The 17,116-nt window shown below is 36.3% G+C and carries 10 protein-coding genes; 5 read left to right on the plus strand and 5 right to left on the minus strand.

The window, feature by feature from the left end:
* Nucleotides 1-539: 539 nt before the first annotated feature.
* Nucleotides 540-1,976 (minus strand): APC family permease, encoded by a 1,437-nt coding sequence (locus ACQY77_RS07100; protein ID WP_421938679.1) that lies wholly within the window; start codon nucleotides 1,974-1,976, stop codon nucleotides 540-542.
* A 277-nt stretch (nucleotides 1,977-2,253) separates the two neighbouring features.
* On the opposite strand from ACQY77_RS07100, the gene ACQY77_RS07105 reads away from it, so the two are divergent.
* The 4 genes from ACQY77_RS07105 to ACQY77_RS07120 all read left to right on the plus strand — a co-directional run bounded on the left by ACQY77_RS07105 (nucleotide 2,254) and on the right by ACQY77_RS07120 (nucleotide 8,177).
* Nucleotides 2,254-4,500 carry a sodium-translocating pyrophosphatase gene (locus tag ACQY77_RS07105; protein ID WP_421938678.1) on the plus strand — a complete coding sequence of 749 codons (2,247 nt, stop codon included), beginning with the start codon at nucleotides 2,254-2,256 and terminating at the stop codon, nucleotides 4,498-4,500.
* Nucleotides 4,501-4,632: 132 nt separating this feature from the next.
* Nucleotides 4,633-6,090, plus strand: coding sequence for an amino acid permease (locus tag ACQY77_RS07110; RefSeq protein WP_421938677.1), 1,458 nt, complete (start codon nucleotides 4,633-4,635; stop codon nucleotides 6,088-6,090).
* Nucleotides 6,091-6,186: 96 nt separating this feature from the next.
* The gene (locus tag ACQY77_RS07115) at nucleotides 6,187-7,521 is read left to right on the plus strand and encodes a porin (protein ID WP_421938676.1); all 1,335 of its coding nucleotides are present in this window, start codon (nucleotides 6,187-6,189) and stop codon (nucleotides 7,519-7,521) included.
* Between the two features lie 74 nt (nucleotides 7,522-7,595).
* The gene (locus ACQY77_RS07120) at nucleotides 7,596-8,177 is read left to right on the plus strand and encodes a MarC family protein (protein WP_421938675.1); all 582 of its coding nucleotides are present in this window, start codon (nucleotides 7,596-7,598) and stop codon (nucleotides 8,175-8,177) included.
* A gap of 122 nt (nucleotides 8,178-8,299) precedes the next feature.
* On the opposite strand, the gene ACQY77_RS07125 is transcribed toward ACQY77_RS07120, so the two are convergent.
* From ACQY77_RS07125 to ACQY77_RS07140, 4 genes are all read right to left on the minus strand, one after another.
* Nucleotides 8,300-9,097: an N-acetylmuramoyl-L-alanine amidase gene (locus ACQY77_RS07125; protein WP_421938674.1), complete on the minus strand. Its 798-nt coding sequence runs from the start codon at nucleotides 9,095-9,097 to the stop codon at nucleotides 8,300-8,302.
* 380 nt (nucleotides 9,098-9,477) lie between these two features.
* Nucleotides 9,478-9,984 carry a hypothetical protein gene (locus tag ACQY77_RS07130; protein ID WP_421938673.1) on the minus strand — a complete coding sequence of 169 codons (507 nt, stop codon included), beginning with the start codon at nucleotides 9,982-9,984 and terminating at the stop codon, nucleotides 9,478-9,480.
* A 325-nt stretch (nucleotides 9,985-10,309) separates the two neighbouring features.
* A complete protein-coding gene (locus ACQY77_RS07135) occupies nucleotides 10,310-15,283 on the minus strand; it encodes a hypothetical protein (protein ID WP_421938672.1) in 4,974 nt (1,657 codons plus the stop codon).
* A gap of 378 nt (nucleotides 15,284-15,661) precedes the next feature.
* Entirely contained in the window at nucleotides 15,662-16,096 is a 435-nt protein-coding gene (locus ACQY77_RS07140; RefSeq protein WP_421938671.1) for a hypothetical protein, read from the minus strand.
* A gap of 330 nt (nucleotides 16,097-16,426) precedes the next feature.
* On the opposite strand from ACQY77_RS07140, the gene ACQY77_RS07145 reads away from it, so the two are divergent.
* A complete protein-coding gene (locus tag ACQY77_RS07145) occupies nucleotides 16,427-16,981 on the plus strand; it encodes a helix-turn-helix domain-containing protein (RefSeq protein WP_421938670.1) in 555 nt (184 codons plus the stop codon).
* The last annotated feature ends 135 nt before the right edge of the window (nucleotides 16,982-17,116 follow it).

A 17,116-nucleotide genomic window follows, 5' to 3' on the forward strand; every position in this document is an offset into this window, starting at 1 on the left:
CGCCTACGATAACATTTATTTTTTCGATCATATTTGTTCTGGTTAGTTATCCCAAATTATAATTTATTCATTAAAAAATAAAGTTGCCGGTAATAAAACAATTTTAGAAATTATTAACATTTTAAGAAAAGAGTGAAGAAGATACTTTCGGTCAGCAACTGTAAACAGAATGAAATGAACTTGGCTAAAGACTTCCCGATAAGACTAGACAATTATTATAAACCTGATGATATTCCTGTGCCGAAACCAAAATCTACGGGTTTGGCTAAAACGGAAAAAATGAACAACAGGTGTATTCATTGATCTAAATAGTTCAAATTTTATACCTCTTTTTTGGGAGGATCAACCTTTTAAAATGCACCTGGTTAAGTCATATTCAATTTCATGCTGCTCAAGATACTCATTTGGGAACATCAAACAGAAATAACCAATTAGCAATGACGTAAAATACAAATCAAAAAAAAGGGCCATGTCATAAAATCAATTTATGATATGGCCCTTTAATTTAATAATGGGTTGTCTTAATCCATATTAAGTTATTAAGTAGTCTTTTTATTGATAAAAAAGTAAACCGGAACGCCTATCAATACAATGATAAGTCCTGGCCAGGTATATTGTTGTTTATAAATAAGCAATAAAATACAAAAGGCAGCACCAATTAATAAGTATACAATAGGTGTAACAGGGTAAAGCCAGGTTTTATATGGTCTCTCCAAACCAGGTTTGGTAAATCTTAAATAAATAACACCAAAAACAGTAATCATGTAAAATAATACGATCACAAAAGAAATCATATCCAGAAGATTACCGTATTGTCCACTTAAACAGAGTACAGAAGCCCAAATCCCCTGCATCCAGAGTGACTTCGCCGGAACTCCATTTTTGTTATTATCCAGGGCGGCTTTAAAAAACATTCCATCCTTTGCCATGGTCTGAAAAACCCTTGCACCTGCAAGTACGATTCCGTTTACGCAACCAAAGGTAGAGATCATCACCAGTACAGCCATTATGATTGTACCGATTCCGCTGCCAAAAATCAGCTCAGAGGCAGCAACTGCTACCCGATCATTAAGTGCAAAAGCAATACCATCTCTATTTAAGGTATTGAGGTATATAAAATTAACCAATAAATAGAGCACCATCACAGCAGAAGTACCTAACACCATGGCACGCACCACGTTCTTTTTAGGGTTTTCGATTTCTCCCGAAACAAAGGTTACATTTTCCCAGGCTACACTAGAAAATACAGAACCTACCATCGCAGCCGCAATACCACCCATAATGGTCATCCCTGAAATGGATTGCCAGCCAGCCTTTGTGAAATTCCCGGAAGCATCCGTTTTTAAATTATTGAACGCATCCCATCCAAAACTCATATTCTCTGCCCAAAAAGTCCCTTTCACTAAAATAAAGCCTAAAATTATTAAACCTATTAAAGCAACTATTTTAGATCCTGTAAAAATATTCTGCAGCCACTTACCTCCTTCAACACCTTTGGTATTGATAAAAGTTAGCAATAAAATAACCCCTATAGCCAAAATCTGTATCCAGGTAATTTTATAACTTCCATTTTGAAATATTGGAGCGGCATCATTCAGGGCTGGTATTAAATAGGCTGTAAATTTACCGAAAGCCACTGCAACAGCAGCAATGGTACCGGTTTGAATGACTGTAAAAAGCCCCCAACCATACAGAAAGCCCATCATTTTACCAAAAATTTCTTTCAAATAAGTGTACTGCCCACCTGCTTTCGGAAACATAGAAGATAGCTCTCCGTATGAAATTGCTGCAGCAACAGTCATCACACCTGTAATTATCCAAACAACGATTAACCAATAGCCAGAACCCAGGTTCCGCATAATATCGGCACTCACGATAAAAATCCCGCTCCCAATCATTGATCCCATGACCAGCATTGCGGCATCAAAAAGGCCTAGCTTTTTTTTAAGAGGTCCTTTTTCCTGAAGTTTTTCCATTTTTTAGTTTTTGCTTGGTTTTAAAGTTTAGTTTGTGGCTAATTTATTTAAAAAATCAATACCTGCAGGTATTGTCATGTATTATTTTAATCGAACAAAAAATATTTTTGGCTGTTGTTAAAATTTTAAGCTGAAGAAGAATATTTTATTATCTTGCTAAATAATAACCAGATATAAATACAATACCCCGAACAACTGAGCACGCTGATGTTGTACTGTACTTTTAATGATTAATGGATATGAACAACCCTAACAAATCAATAACCAAATATTAACTATGGATTTTTTACAAAACAATTTACTTTATGTGATTCCGGCCTTAGGCCTGATCGGAATTATCGTGATGATGATCAAGAGCGCCTGGGTAAGTAAGCAGGATGCTGGCGACAAGAACATGCAGGAACTGGCTGGCTACATTGCTGATGGGGCAATGGCCTTTTTAAAAGCAGAATGGAGGGTATTAAGTGTATTTGTTGTTTTTACAGCTGCACTGCTTGCCTATTCTGGTACAATTACTGAAATTAATGGTGTAGCCATGCATTCCAGCTGGATTATTTCCATTTCATTTATTATAGGTGCGGTGTTTTCTGCTACTGCAGGATACATTGGTATGAAAGTAGCCACCAAGGCGAATGTACGTACCACACAGGCCGCAAGAACCAGTTTGAAACAAGCCCTGAAAGTTTCTTTCACTGGCGGTACCGTAATGGGGCTTGGTGTTGCCGGACTTGCCGTTTTAGGTTTAGGAGGGTTATTTATTGTTTTCTTACAGTTATTCCATGTTACCAACGCCAATAGCACAGAAATGCGCACAGCTATCGAAGTATTAACTGGTTTTTCTTTAGGTGCAGAATCAATTGCACTATTTGCCAGGGTTGGCGGTGGTATTTATACCAAAGCGGCAGATGTTGGTGCAGATTTAGTTGGTAAAGTAGAGGCTGGAATACCTGAAGATGATGTACGAAACCCTGCGACTATTGCAGATAACGTTGGTGATAACGTAGGAGATGTGGCGGGTATGGGTGCGGATTTGTTTGGCTCATACGTAGCAACCATATTGGCAACCATGGTATTGGGGCAAGAGATTTCGGTAACCGATAAGTTCGGCGGAATGTCGCCAATATTACTACCCATGGTTATTTGTGGCTTGGGTATTATCTTTTCCATTATTGGAACCTGGTTTGTAACGATAAAAGATGAGAAATCTAATGTTCAAAATGCATTGAACCTGGGAAACTGGTCATCTATCATTATTACTGCTGTAGTTTCTTTCTTTGTGGTAAAATGGATGCTCCCTGAAACTTTAAGTTTAAGAGGATATGAGTTTTCGAGCATTAATGTGTTTTATGCAATTATGGTCGGCCTGGTTGTAGGTACGATTATGAGTATTGTAACCGAATATTTCACTGCAATGGGCAAAGGACCTGTTAATTCCATTATTCAACAATCATCAACCGGCCATGCAACTAATATCATTGCCGGACTTTCTGTCGGTATGAAATCAACGGTGATCCCTATTTTGGTGTTAGCAGGTGGAATTATGTCATCATATCACTTTGCAGGTTTATACGGCGTTGCCATTGCTGCCGCGGGAATGATGGCTACTACAGCGATGCAACTGGCTATTGATGCCTTTGGACCTATTGCAGATAATGCTGGCGGTATTGCAGAAATGAGCCAGTTGCCACCTGAAGTTCGGGAGCGTACAGATAATTTAGATGCTGTTGGAAATACCACTGCAGCCACAGGAAAAGGGTTTGCCATTGCATCCGCAGCTTTAACTTCATTAGCCTTATTTGCCGCCTTCGTTGGTATTGCAGGTATTAGCGCTATCGATATTTATAAAGCGCCTGTACTGGCAGGTTTATTCATTGGCGGCATGATTCCTTTTATCTTTTCGGCACTTTGTATACAAGCAGTTGGTAAAGCCGCTATGGATATGGTACAGGAAGTACGCAGGCAGTTCCGTGAAATACCTGGTATCATGGAGTATAAAGCAAAACCGGAATACGAGAAATGCGTAGCCATATCTACAAAAGCATCCATCAGGGAAATGATGATGCCGGGAGCAATTGCTTTAATTACCCCTATTATTATCGGTTTCACTTTTGGCCCAGAAGTTTTAGGCGGGCTGCTTGCCGGTGTTACCGTAACGGGAGTATTAATGGGAATCTTTCAGAGCAATGCAGGTGGAGCCTGGGATAATGCCAAAAAATCATTTGAACAAGGCTGTGTAATTAACGGTGAAACTTTTTACAAAAAATCTGAACCGCACAAAGCATCCGTTACCGGAGATACCGTGGGAGATCCTTTTAAGGATACTTCCGGACCTTCCATGAACATTTTAATCAAATTAATGTCGATTGTATCCTTAGTTATTGCTCCTTATATCGCTGTGAAGGCTGTTACTTCCGAACATAAGCAAGAAGTTCGCAAAGAAATCAGAATTCAGCAGAAAACCGATAGTCAGGGCAACACAATTATTGATACTTTAACCAATACGACCGATACTTTAACACACTAGTTGTAAAAACTAAGATATAAAAACGTAAAAAAGGGGTTTTAACAAAATCCCTTTTACATTTTCGTAATTTTTATTTAGGTTTACGGCTTATTATCATAAAAAAATCGACAAACATAAAAGACTAAACAACTTATGAATCTAAAAAAGCCTATTGATGTGCTTATAGCAGAATCTGCTGAAAGTGGTGAGGGCACGCTAAAACGCACGTTAAGCAGTACGAGCCTTGTTGCTCTGGGTATTGGAGCTATTATTGGCGCAGGGTTATTCTCTTTAACAGGTATAGCTGCCGCAGATCATGCCGGCCCCGCAGTAACATTATCTTTCGTACTGGCCGCAGTAGGATGTGCTTTTGCAGGATTATGTTATGCAGAGTTTGCTTCAATGATTCCGGTTGCGGGAAGTGCATACACGTATTCTTATGCAACTATGGGCGAATTTATGGCCTGGATCATTGGATGGGACTTGGTACTCGAATACGCATTAGGTGCTGCTACAGTAGGGGTTTCCTGGTCTGGGTATTTTAATAAACTATTACACGAGTTTGGCGTGGAAATGCCACTCTATTTAACCAAATCTTTTGCAGAAGTTGATGGCGGTGGTGTTAACCTTCCGGCAATTGTGATCGTTTCCCTATTATCACTGATGCTGATCCGCGGTACAAAAGAATCAGCAAGCTTAAACAACATTCTGGTTATCGTTAAGGTTGCTGTGGTAATATTATTTATTTCACTTGGATGGAAATTTATTAATCCTGCAAACCATACACCTTATATTCCACAAAATACGGGCGTTTATGGTGAATTTGGTATTTCAGGTATTGCTGCAGGTGCAGCATTGGTATTCTTTGCTTTTATTGGTTTCGATGCAGTATCTACTGCAGCACAGGAAGCTAAAGATCCGCAAAAAGGTATGCCAATCGGAATTTTAGGCTCATTGGTTATCTGTACCATATTATATGTACTATTTGCACACGTAATGACAGGTTTAGTTCCTTTTAATGTATTTAAAGGTGATGCTTCCCCTGCAGCTACAGCATTTAAAGTTACCGGATACAACTTCTTGCAAATGGGATTAATTATCGCAATCCTTGCTGGTTACACTTCGGTAATTCTGGTGATGTTAATGGGACAATCAAGGGTTTTCTACACCATGTCTAAAGATGGATTGTTACCAAAGTTCTTCAGCAGCATCCACACTAAATTCAGAACTCCTTTCAAAACCAATTTATTCTTCATGGTGTTTGTGAGTATTTTCGCTGGTTTTGTTCCTGTAACTGATTTAGGCCACATGGTATCTATCGGTACATTATTTGCCTTCTCGCTGGTATGTATTGGTGTAATGTTATTACGCAAAACTGATCCAGACAGGCCTCGTCCGTTCAAAACGCCTTTGGTTCCTTTTGTTCCAATTATGGGTATCGTAGTATGTGTATATTTAATGTATTCGTTACCTTTTGAAGCCTGGATCAGGTTGGCCATCTGGATGGGATTAGGTATTGCTATTTATTTCTTCTACGGAAAAGGAAACTCAGTACTTAGAAATAAAGGAAAAGTAGTTACTCCTGTTGATCCGCCAAGACCGGAATTATAGTCAACTTAAAAATATTATCAAAGCCCACGAATTAAATCGTGGGCTTTTTTTGTATTAAATAATTGTTAATAGATTACCTTTGCAAAAAAATCTGAAATGAACTTTAAGTTGTTGCCCAAGTATAAATCCCTAATTCTTTCGTTCTTTATATTATCAGCTTCTTATCAGGCAATTGCCCAACGAACCATTAATGATGTAATGGATTCAACTACTGTAAATCACCTGCTTATTATTTCTAAGAAATACGGTTCACTGTCGTTTAGCGGTTACCTGCAACCTCAATTTCAGTTTGCAGAATCTAAGGGTACGCTGGCAGAATATCAGGGTGGTAACTTTGGAGAATATACCAGCAACAGATTCAGGTTAAGACGCGGTCGTTTAAGAGCAGATTATATGATGTTAAACGAAGATGGAAGTCCTTCAACCTACTTCGTACTTCAGTTTGATGGTACTGAGCAAGGCGTAGCCATCCGCGATTTCTGGGGACGTTATTATGAAAATAAGTGGAAAATCTTATCGGTAACTTTAGGTTTATCAGGCCGTCCTTTCGGGAATGAGTTACAACTGTCATCTTCTGTTCGCGAAGCGCCTGAAAGGGGAAGAATGTCTCAGATTTTGATGAAAACAGAACGCGATTTAGGGGTAACCTTTACATTAAACCCACGCTGGAAAGGCGCAAAATTAAAAAATGTTTCCCTTGATATGGGTATCTACAACGGACAGGGCCTGGCAGGACCTGCTGAGTTTGACAATAGCAAGGATTTCATATTCAGGCTTAGCCACAAATCCATTCCGATTAAAAACACGCCTTTCACGATAGCCGGCGGAATCAGCACCTTACAAGGAGGTTTAAACCACCGTCTTCCGGTGAGTTATCGCATGCAGCAAAGTAATGAAACGTGGAAAATGGTAAAGGATTCTTCGGCCAATACCATCAACCAGGTGGCTCCCAGAAGATATTATGGAGCCGATGTACAATTGGCAACCAATAAAAAAAGCTGGAAATCGGAGCTTAGGGCTGAAGTAGTTTCGGGTTTACAAACGGGTACAGCTACAACTTCAACCACTCCTGGTTCTTATCCTGTTGACAGTAAAAGTGTTGCCTTACCTTATTATACCAGAACATTCAATGGTGCTTATTTTACATTTGTTCAAACGCTAAACAGCACCGATAATCAATTAATATTAAAGTATGACTGGTATGATCCAAATGCCAAGGTAAAAGGAAATGATATTGCTGCAGTTAATGGCTTATCAGCTGCCGACGTCCGTTTTAACACCTTTGGTTTTGGATTCCTGCACCACTTTAACCCCCATTTTAAAGCGGTTATTTATTATGATGTTATCAAAAATGAATCAACCCGGATATCTGGTTACGAAACAGATCGAAAAGATAATGTTTTCACGTTAAGAACACAGTTCTACTTTTAAGTGAACAGATAAAATCTGCGTCGAATGATTTGAATTATACAAATTGAATTACCTTTGCCTAAAACCCTATTGCCATGGAATTCGATTTTCTGAAATTCAACTTAAGCCAGATTCTTTCTACCACAATGGTACTGTTTGCAATCATAGATATTTTAGGTTCTATTCCGGTTGTTATAGAATTACGCAGAAAAGCAGGCCACATTGAATCAGAAAAAGCCGCAATTGTAGCTACCGTACTGATGGTTTTGTTCCTTCTGGTAGGAGAATCGTTGTTAAAGGTAATTGGTTTGGATGTTGAATCATTTGCCATTGCAGGTTCTTTTGTAATTTTTTTCATTGCAATGGAAATGGTTTTGGGATTAACCATTTTTAAAGAAGAAGCCCCCGAAACGGTCTCTATCGTCCCCCTTGCCTTCCCTATCATTGCCGGTGCAGGAACCATGACTACCCTGCTATCTTTAAAAACTGAATATGCCACGCAAAATATCCTGATCGGGATTTTACTCAATATGCTTTTTGTTTATTTCGTATTAAAAAACACCAACAGGTTAGAAAAGCTTTTTGGAAAGTCTGGATTGAATGTGTTGAGAAAGGCCTTTGGTGTAATTCTACTCGCCATTGCGATAAAGCTTTTCAGAAATAATACAGGCCTTTAACGCAATAACTGTTATTAGGCAGAAACATCATTTCTACAAACTTATCATATAATCTGAGTCTGTCTATCCTTCGATAAACTCAGGATGACAAGGGCGGTCTAACATTTCGCCCCTTTTAACATCTAACTAACAAAACTACCCGATACCCATTCGGTTTTACTGATGCGTAACCAATTGTTTTTACGCGCATAAATGGTTACTGGGGCTCCCTTAATAATTTGCCGCAGTATTTTGAAACTTACGCCAGGGCCCGATCTTACATTTAAAACCGATGCCGTTACCGTTCCTTTGTTTTTCCCAGCCGATGCCTGGTAGTCCCGGGCCGCCTTTGCAACTTTCGGAATAAAATTCTTTTCTGCATCTGCCACCCTGTTGCCACCAAAAAAATTAGTTCCGGGGCAGGTTTTATGTCCATCGAGCACTAACTCATCTGCCGCATTATCGCGTAAACCATCGCTTTGGCGAAACCAGTGATGATAAACAATTGAAGTGGTGTTAACAGGCAAACCAAACTTATTACACAACAACGCTGTGGCATTAATTACACTGTGCTGCTGCGCTTCATTCATCACATCCTGCTTTAAATCGAAATTGCCCAGGTTCTCTATACATATGCCACCGGTGTTATGGCCTTTTATGCATGCTGGCGTAACAGAAAGTGGCCGCCCGGTAACAATCATCCCATCAGGGAAAATGGTAAAATGCTGGGCTATCTGGCCGAAACCGATACTGATATGGTACGCTTCCATTGCCTGCTGGCGCTGAAAATAATTATCGCCTGTAAAATCACTGTATGATGGAATGAAGGTATGATGCTCCTGTATATGGGTTATTTTTCTCGAAAACCCTACCTTGAGCGCCTGGATATAAACCTCAAATTCATGGATATCCATTAATATAAATCTGCCGTTTTTCTGCATATCGATTTAAGTATTAACAGTACGATTAATAACGTAGGATGGCTGCGCTGTTTATTAAAGATCAAACCGTTTTAAACGTTCTGATCTTTAGCTTCAACTCCTGCATATAGCAAACAGCACTGACAATCAGTTGTTTTAATGTTTAATAAATACTTAAAAGGCAAAGCGCTTCCCACGAAACCCGGGATGAATACAAAACAATGGGGACAACAAACTTAAAGCTGATGCTAAAGTATAATAAATCTAGCTGTTCGGCATCAATAATCCAAATAATGGGCTTAGGAAAAGTTGTGTAGTTAAACCATATAAAGCACTTAAGAAAAATAAGACCGAACGAACAATACTTACGTGCCTTATATGGTTATAAAAAAATAGCAGCGCTAACCGCCATTCGGCTTAATGCTTAAAGCATTGTACCAATTGTTGCAAGCGGCTAGCCAATCGTAAATCATTTTAAAGGCCGCAGTTATCTCGAAAGAAAACGCTAAACTCGCAATGCAAGCGCTTTCATTGGGGGCAATGTAACGGTCTAATGCAGCGTATAACAAATCGGCCAGGTAATCTACCTCAAATTGCGTAACCGCCAGTAACTTAAAGGCCAGGTTTTTCGCATAGCGATGAAAAGATCGTTTGTTTAATAAGCCCCTGGTTTTTGTAATGAGGTTAATGGTGTTGCGTACATCATAAAGCATTGCTGCAATGGCCAGGGGCTTATGCTCCTCTGCCGATAAATTTCTGGTGGTGGCCGCGCCAATAAGATCGAGCAATGTGGTGTTAATACCCGTTAAACTGTTGCACTCGAAATAAGCGCCAATGAGTTGGTAGAATTCATTCACAGCTTCAACTGGTGAAGGGAATGGTGTGGTTTGGTTTTTCTCGGTTCGCATAACTAGAAAAATTTTAATATAAACGCCCGAGTCACTGCGAACCGAGTCAGCGCGAAGCTGAAAAGTTACAGGACTTGCACCCGTATGCCCGGGCGTTATTTTGTTAAGAAATTTTTGAATTGAATTGCTCCAACTCGGTTCGCATTACTAATGTACGAACCTTTCTTCAAATTCCTAAATTTATTCGTGATTGAGGTCAACAGATGAAAATTTGTGCATTACTTCTGTTACAACCTGGGTTCGCTAAAGGGGTGGTTTAAGCGATCTATTGAAACACTTAAACCTAATTAAGCTTAGAGCTCTTTCGGAACTCTACACACAAGAATTAAAGAGAAAAACTTTTATAGTACAGTCTCTCATTATTAAATTCTTTTTTCCTTCTAGTGATATATTCGTTTAGAGTATCCTCTCTAATTCTTAAAGCTTCATTCGGCTTCATCACAGAGATTTCACTGTCTTTCTTGTATCCCACAGAATTAACACTTGTACCTATCCGAAGCCCACTGTTTTTTGTAATTATCCAGCGATCATGAAATGGGGGTTCAGAACTACTTTGAGTTCTACAAAATGTAACATTTACAAAGGGCGGCTCTTCATCACAGATTGATTTCCAGTAATTCCTGTACTCATCTTCTACATCTGATATAAAATAATCCTTTGAGCCAAGAATATCAACATCTACACTTACATCTATTTCATTAATAATTTTTAATAATTCAAGATCCTGTTTTTCAAAAAAAGGATCAGCAATAATTATAAATTCTTCTACATTTTCTAAAATCCAATTTTTTATAAAATTAAAGGTTTGTTCTCTAGATTTTGGCTTTATGGGTTTATTACTCGAAAATTCTTCGTCAATGAAAAATTGTCTAAAAGATTTCTCGGATCCTTTTTTTCGTTGAGATAAAATTTGAATCAAATTTGTTGCGTTAACCGCTTCCCTAAAATTTTCCCTATGTATATTTAGGATAGATTTCTCTGTCGAAGATCTATATATTTTTGAGCAGTTATTGAGGTAATACATATAAATAGGGAACGCCTCATGAAGTGGGAGCTTATTTCCTAAATTTAAGTAGTTAGAAATTTCTGTGATTTTTTTAGGACTTATTTTTTCTGTGTTTAAGGCTTTCAGAGCAATGAAAACTCCATTGACAACTGAATGCGCATTCTCTTTTTCCTTTTGAATCAGAGTCTTGCTATTTTTTATTTTGTTGGCTACTTCTAATGTTTCATAGTGTTTATTCAACAAGTTATTAATTTTGTTAGAATGATTATCTTGATCAATTCTTTTAATCAAATGCTTAGCAAAAGTTGGATCAATTCTGTACATGGAATCAATAATGTTTTTTTGAGATTTATATACATCAGATCCAGCAATTAGATTTTTTGATAAATCAAATGCTTCCTCAACGAATTTCTTCCATGTTGTCTTATCACATTGATACATTGTTTCTGAAATATCAGTAACTCTTTGAACAAATTCGTAATGAGCTGGTAGTTCTTTAAGCCTAAAAGTTATCTGCTCAAAAAGTTGTTTTTTCAAATTACTACTTGGTATTTTTTCAAATGGAATTTCATCTAGTAAAACTGATTGGATATATATCGTATCAGATAAATTAGGGACATCATTAGCTCGTTTTAAAAAATTTTCCCAAAATAAAGGTGTCTTAGAGCTATATCTATCTATTCTGCTAATTGCTAACTCGGAAACAACCTTATACCCTTCATGTTTTATATTTTTCAAATCCGGGAATTTGACATTCACAATTGCCTGAAGGTCAGTTAACAGTGTGGATATCTGGGGTTTTGACAAATCCCTATCAGCATAAATAGCTTTGGAAATATGACCTATTAAAAAATAAATTACGTTATCAGTTTCTATTTTTGATAAAACTTCGATCGCTTTCGACAATTCACTAAAAGTGCAAGTATATTTTGAAACATTAGATTCATAAAAGTCAAATGGATTTCTCTTAGTGATATAAAAATAACAGATAGAGTCTAATACCATTTCTTTTGTTTCTCTATCTAGTTTGTTAATGTACTTATAAGCTAAACTTGGATTAGAAAGATGTATTAATGTTAAAACACTCGTAACATTTTCAATATTAATATTTGAATTTACTAGTTCGTGCGTTATTATTATTATATGGTCATTAACAACTCGCTTTAAAATATCTTCGCGATCTGCCCTATTTGCAAAAAATCCAATTTCCGCCCATAATCTTAATGCTTCAATTTGTGAAGGCACTCTGGCGATTAAATCATGTATAATTCTGTAATCATCGTGGGTGTCAGATTGCGAACACATTAATCCATTAAAAGCCCTTATTACTACTTTAATCGAATTCAAATAGGTATAAGCAACAAGTCTTGAATCTAGCCAGCTATCTTTCTTAAGTTGTTCACTTTCATCAAAAATTTTCTTTGCAAGCTGGGTATTATCTTTTGCCAATTCATAACATAGTCTAAATCCTTCATCGATCTTATCCCAATCCGCTTCAATGCCTTTCCAATTGTTATATATTTGCGTTTCAATTTTTACAGCTTTTTTAGCCTTCCATTCTTGATCTTTGATTACAATTTTATAGAAAAACGTAAAACCCAAAATGCGTTGTTTTACGTCTGTAAGCTTTGATATTTTTTCATAATAGTGAAGTAACTTTAATATATCACTATAAGATAAAAAATCCGCCTCAGAATATCGTTCCACTACATCTAAATAGAACTTTTGTTGAGAGGCCCTGGTCTCAAAAGCTAAATCAAAGTCATGAAGAATATCTGTTGAAATTTGATCAAATTCATTTTCTAGATAGGAATCTAGTGCTAATGCTCTCCCTTCCTCCCTGTAGGCAAGATTATTTATTTTGCTTATGATCAATAGGGACAACTTAGGATTTCTTTTTGCAATGGTTTTTAAGAATTCCTCACTTACCTTATACTGGGAAGCAGTTGTTTCAAACAGTTTCTCAGATAGTGTAATTATCCTAGAGTAAATAAAATTTACTTTAGGTTTTAATCCCCATTCATTCATCAGAGTAAGCTTATCAAAGGCTTCAGCAAATGATTCTAATTGAATGAGTATGTCCTGTACACTTTCAATGTCATTTAAAATTTTATTTAGGGAATGAATCGAAGTGTCTTTAAAAATTAAAAACTCTGTGTGAAACATATTAAGTTGGTAAACAAACTTATCTTTCACCATACCAAGATCTGATAGATCATTTTCAACACTTTTAAATCTTTTATATAATTTGATCCTAGCAACCTCATTCTCAATATAAGGCAGTCGACTTGATAGTTCATTTAGAACCTCGATTGTAATGGAGGTTTCTGACGTTGTAGCAATCATCTCATCAAGAGCCTTACTTATAACCTCATCAATATTCCCTGACGATGCTTTAGAATTATTTAACCATAAACGCAACAATTTTAACTTTTCATCTCTATCAGAAATCTTATTTACTTCAGATAAAACTCTTTCTGAATCATAATTTCCTACCAAAAATGCTATTGCTTGACTTACCTGTCTAAATGCTGGTGGGTTAAGCCTTTCAATAGCCTCTATCTTCCTGCGATAATTACCATTATCACTTTTATCTCCAGATTCAATGGCTGCTATTGACAACTTTGCCATTACCCAACTATTAATATTTTTGTCAGATACCTTACCTGAAGATTTTTCTATTATTTCAATTGCCAAATTTGGAATTGCATATATAAGATGTGTAACTATGTCATATATCTTATTACCTACGGAAGAAATATCAATTTGATAATATAGCTCCTGAATTAAATTAGCTAATACCTCATCAACTTTATCAAATAATTCTTTCTGTCTTCGTGCAATAAGAGCTAAAAGCCGGAGCCTATCTACTAATAAAACAGCACTCTCAGCCAATGATACAGCACCTATAAAATCCTTTATTGAAATCCTCGCTTCAATTTCTGACTCCCAAAATAAATAGTTGTCTAGCTCGTTCACTATACTTCCTTGCAAGGAATATCGTAAAAGATCAGAACTACGATTAGCCTTGTCTGCTGCTTCTACTCCAAGCAAAAGTGTGTCGTTAACTATTTGAATAGATCCAGTACGTTCTAAAATTTTGCTTAAATATTTGTCATCTAAAAGTTCAATAACTTTTGGCCATTCTTTCCTTTCACAATACAACCTTGGAAGTTCAATTAATGATGTAAGAGTTTCATTTTGTGCATAGTAAGAAATTAATAATTCTTCTATCTTGCCTTTATTACCTCTTAATAGATTTTTTAGATATTTTTTGTGCGCATTTGATGCAATTTTTATGTACTTATCGGATTTTTCTAGTATACCAATTTTTGCTATAATATCCATTACAATATTTATTTCTATCGAGGTAATTTGTGCTATATCCTGCGGTGAAAAAGATTGCTGTGATAAGGTTAATAAAGAAATTATTGCATTGATTTCAGGATTTCGAAGATTAATAGAGTCACAATCTAGCTCGAGCCATGTACTATATGTAGTGTGTTTAGATATCCTATCTAATGAATATCCCTCGCTTTTTAGAATTCGTTTTAAGGTTTTTAATCTACCGGGGTATCCTTTAGTTATTTTATAAAGATCTCCGATAATATTATTTTCAGCATTTTTAAGATCCAAAAATTTAATGGCTTGATCATCTGAAAAACCGGATAAAATAATTGATTTAGACTCTTGTCTAATGAGCTTCGGATAAATATCTAAATATTTTTGACGGTTACCACTTATTATAATCCTAAAAAACTCCTCTCCAAATGGTATAATCTGGAACAATTCTCTAACAAAATTGGGATTTTCTATCAATTTGCTCTCGAGGCCATCAACTAACAAGTTAATATGATTCTTTCTTTTTTTTAGAAACTTCCTAAATTGATATAATGATTGAAGATATTGTTCAGTGCTTATTAAAAGTGTATTTTCGTATGGAATTTCATCCCCAAGCAAGTGGCTTATTTGAAGAACAACATTTGTACAATAATAGTCAAGATTATAGTCAAAATCATTTAAAGGATTAAAGAAGACAGATATTGAGGTTTCAACATTTTTTTTCACAAACTGTGCAAGCAATGTAGACTTGCCTGCATCTTCCTCTCCTTCGATAAATAATAGTTTGATATTTTCAGCCCCATCATCCTCAATTTGCGATATATAATTTGATCTAGGTATTAATTCTTCCCAATTTTCTTTTGGGAAGCCATCTGAGTAGTAAGTAGCATCAATGATTACGAGAGGTGAATCTTGATGTATATTTGATTTAGGAGTATTGTCAGTTAGCATCTGAAAATATTTTACGATTAAGGCATCAACAAGCTTTCCAAAAATTCAAGCGTTACTATATTTAAATTAATTTGAAAAGGTTTCAAGTCCTGGTTATAACTTAGATATTTTATTGTCAAATGTATTATGATTATTCTTGATAATCACAGTAAAATACATTCTTTTGTTACAAGAATACCATACCACCTTTCGATATGATATTTCTTACTGAATTCAAGTATTCTTGTCTTATCCCCTAAAATAAAAACTATCCTCCAATCCACCTTACGGGAAACCATAATTACTCAGAATTAAGTACGCCAACAAAAAAGCCACAACATAAATGCTGCAGCTTTCTTTTTTATACACCAGAAATGAATTTAAAACAACAGAGCGATTTTACAACTTAGATTTTTGTGCGGCTACTGCCGCAATACATGCGTCTGCCTCCTCAAGCTCGCGCATAACGCGGGCAATGTTAAATTCCTTTTCTAAGAGGGCAATAGCACCATAGTTTGCTTTGCGATTAGATAACAAAAAGAGTTTGTATTCTAATTTTTTTTGTTTTTTAATACTGTCTTCCTTAACCTCGCCCTCAGGCAAGGCGGCAACCACCATGTTTACGGCGTTAAGTTCAGCAGTTAAAATCTCCAGTTCGGCAGATACCTCGATGGTGTTACTTGCATAATTTTCTTGCAAGTGCTCTAGTGAGAGTTTTTTGAATACCAGTTCTTTCTTCTCTTTTTCTACCATGGCCAGCACATTGTCGCAATCGGCAACAGTTGTAAGCGCTAAAATTGAATAATCCATTTTGTGTTTGATTGAATGAAACATTATTAATTGGTTTAATATTAACCACATTAAAAGCCATTAGCCGTTTTTAAACGTTTAATTTTTGTATGATTATCTATACAATGAAATTTACTCATCAGCTTTCTGTCCAGGCATTTAGCTTCTTTTTAAAAAAAACAATTGCTTGCAAAAAAATTAAAATATGGCTTACTAACATACAGCCGCAGAATTGTGCAGATTTTATTTGTGTAGAAAAATTACTGCACAAAAAATTACTGCACAAAATTGTGTACACGGCTAATGTGCCGGTAAAAAGCTGCACAATAAAATATTGCACTTAATGGCTTAAATTGAAAATAAATTTAACGCAGCATGAAAAAACTTAGAGAAGCATTAGGCCTAAGTCAATCCCAAATGGCCAATTTAATTGGCGCAACAACCAGCTTAGCTGCCATGTACGAACGTGGTGAACGTCAGCTTAGTTTTAAGCAATTGTATATGCTTAGTACGATAGAATTGTTGGTTAATGAGCCATCTGATTTATTGGCTATAGAAAAAATCCATTTACAGGAACAACAAACTGTAGTGGCTATCATTAAGCAATTAACTATCGATTTAAAGCAAGCAGAAGTAAAACATCAATTGCTAAGCGAAAAACTTTTGCAAATGAAGGACAGGTACGAAAAGAACCATCAATTGTGGCGCATAATTAGCAACTTAAGAAAGAAAATGGTTACGGGTAAAGTAGAAATCCCTTATTTAGATTTGCTGGAGATAGTTTGCCATGATAAGTTAAAATCTTGTGGGTTACACCAACAAATTAAACTTGAGCATCAAATTGATATGTTAGGTTGTAAAATTACTTCTGCCCAATTACTTATAAATAAATATAAGGGCTTTGGTTTGCCTATACCGCAAGATGTTTGAGTAGTTGAAATACCAATTGGAAATCAAAACATTTTTAGTGAATTAAAAGGTCATCAACAGCCTGCCCCAACCGCTCTTGTAATCCTAAGCTTATCGAAGGACAGACCACTCTTGTCATCCTGAGTTTGTCGAAGG

This window comes from Pedobacter sp. (assembly GCF_965279535.1).
Classification (GTDB): Bacteria; Bacteroidota; Bacteroidia; order Sphingobacteriales; family Sphingobacteriaceae; genus Pedobacter.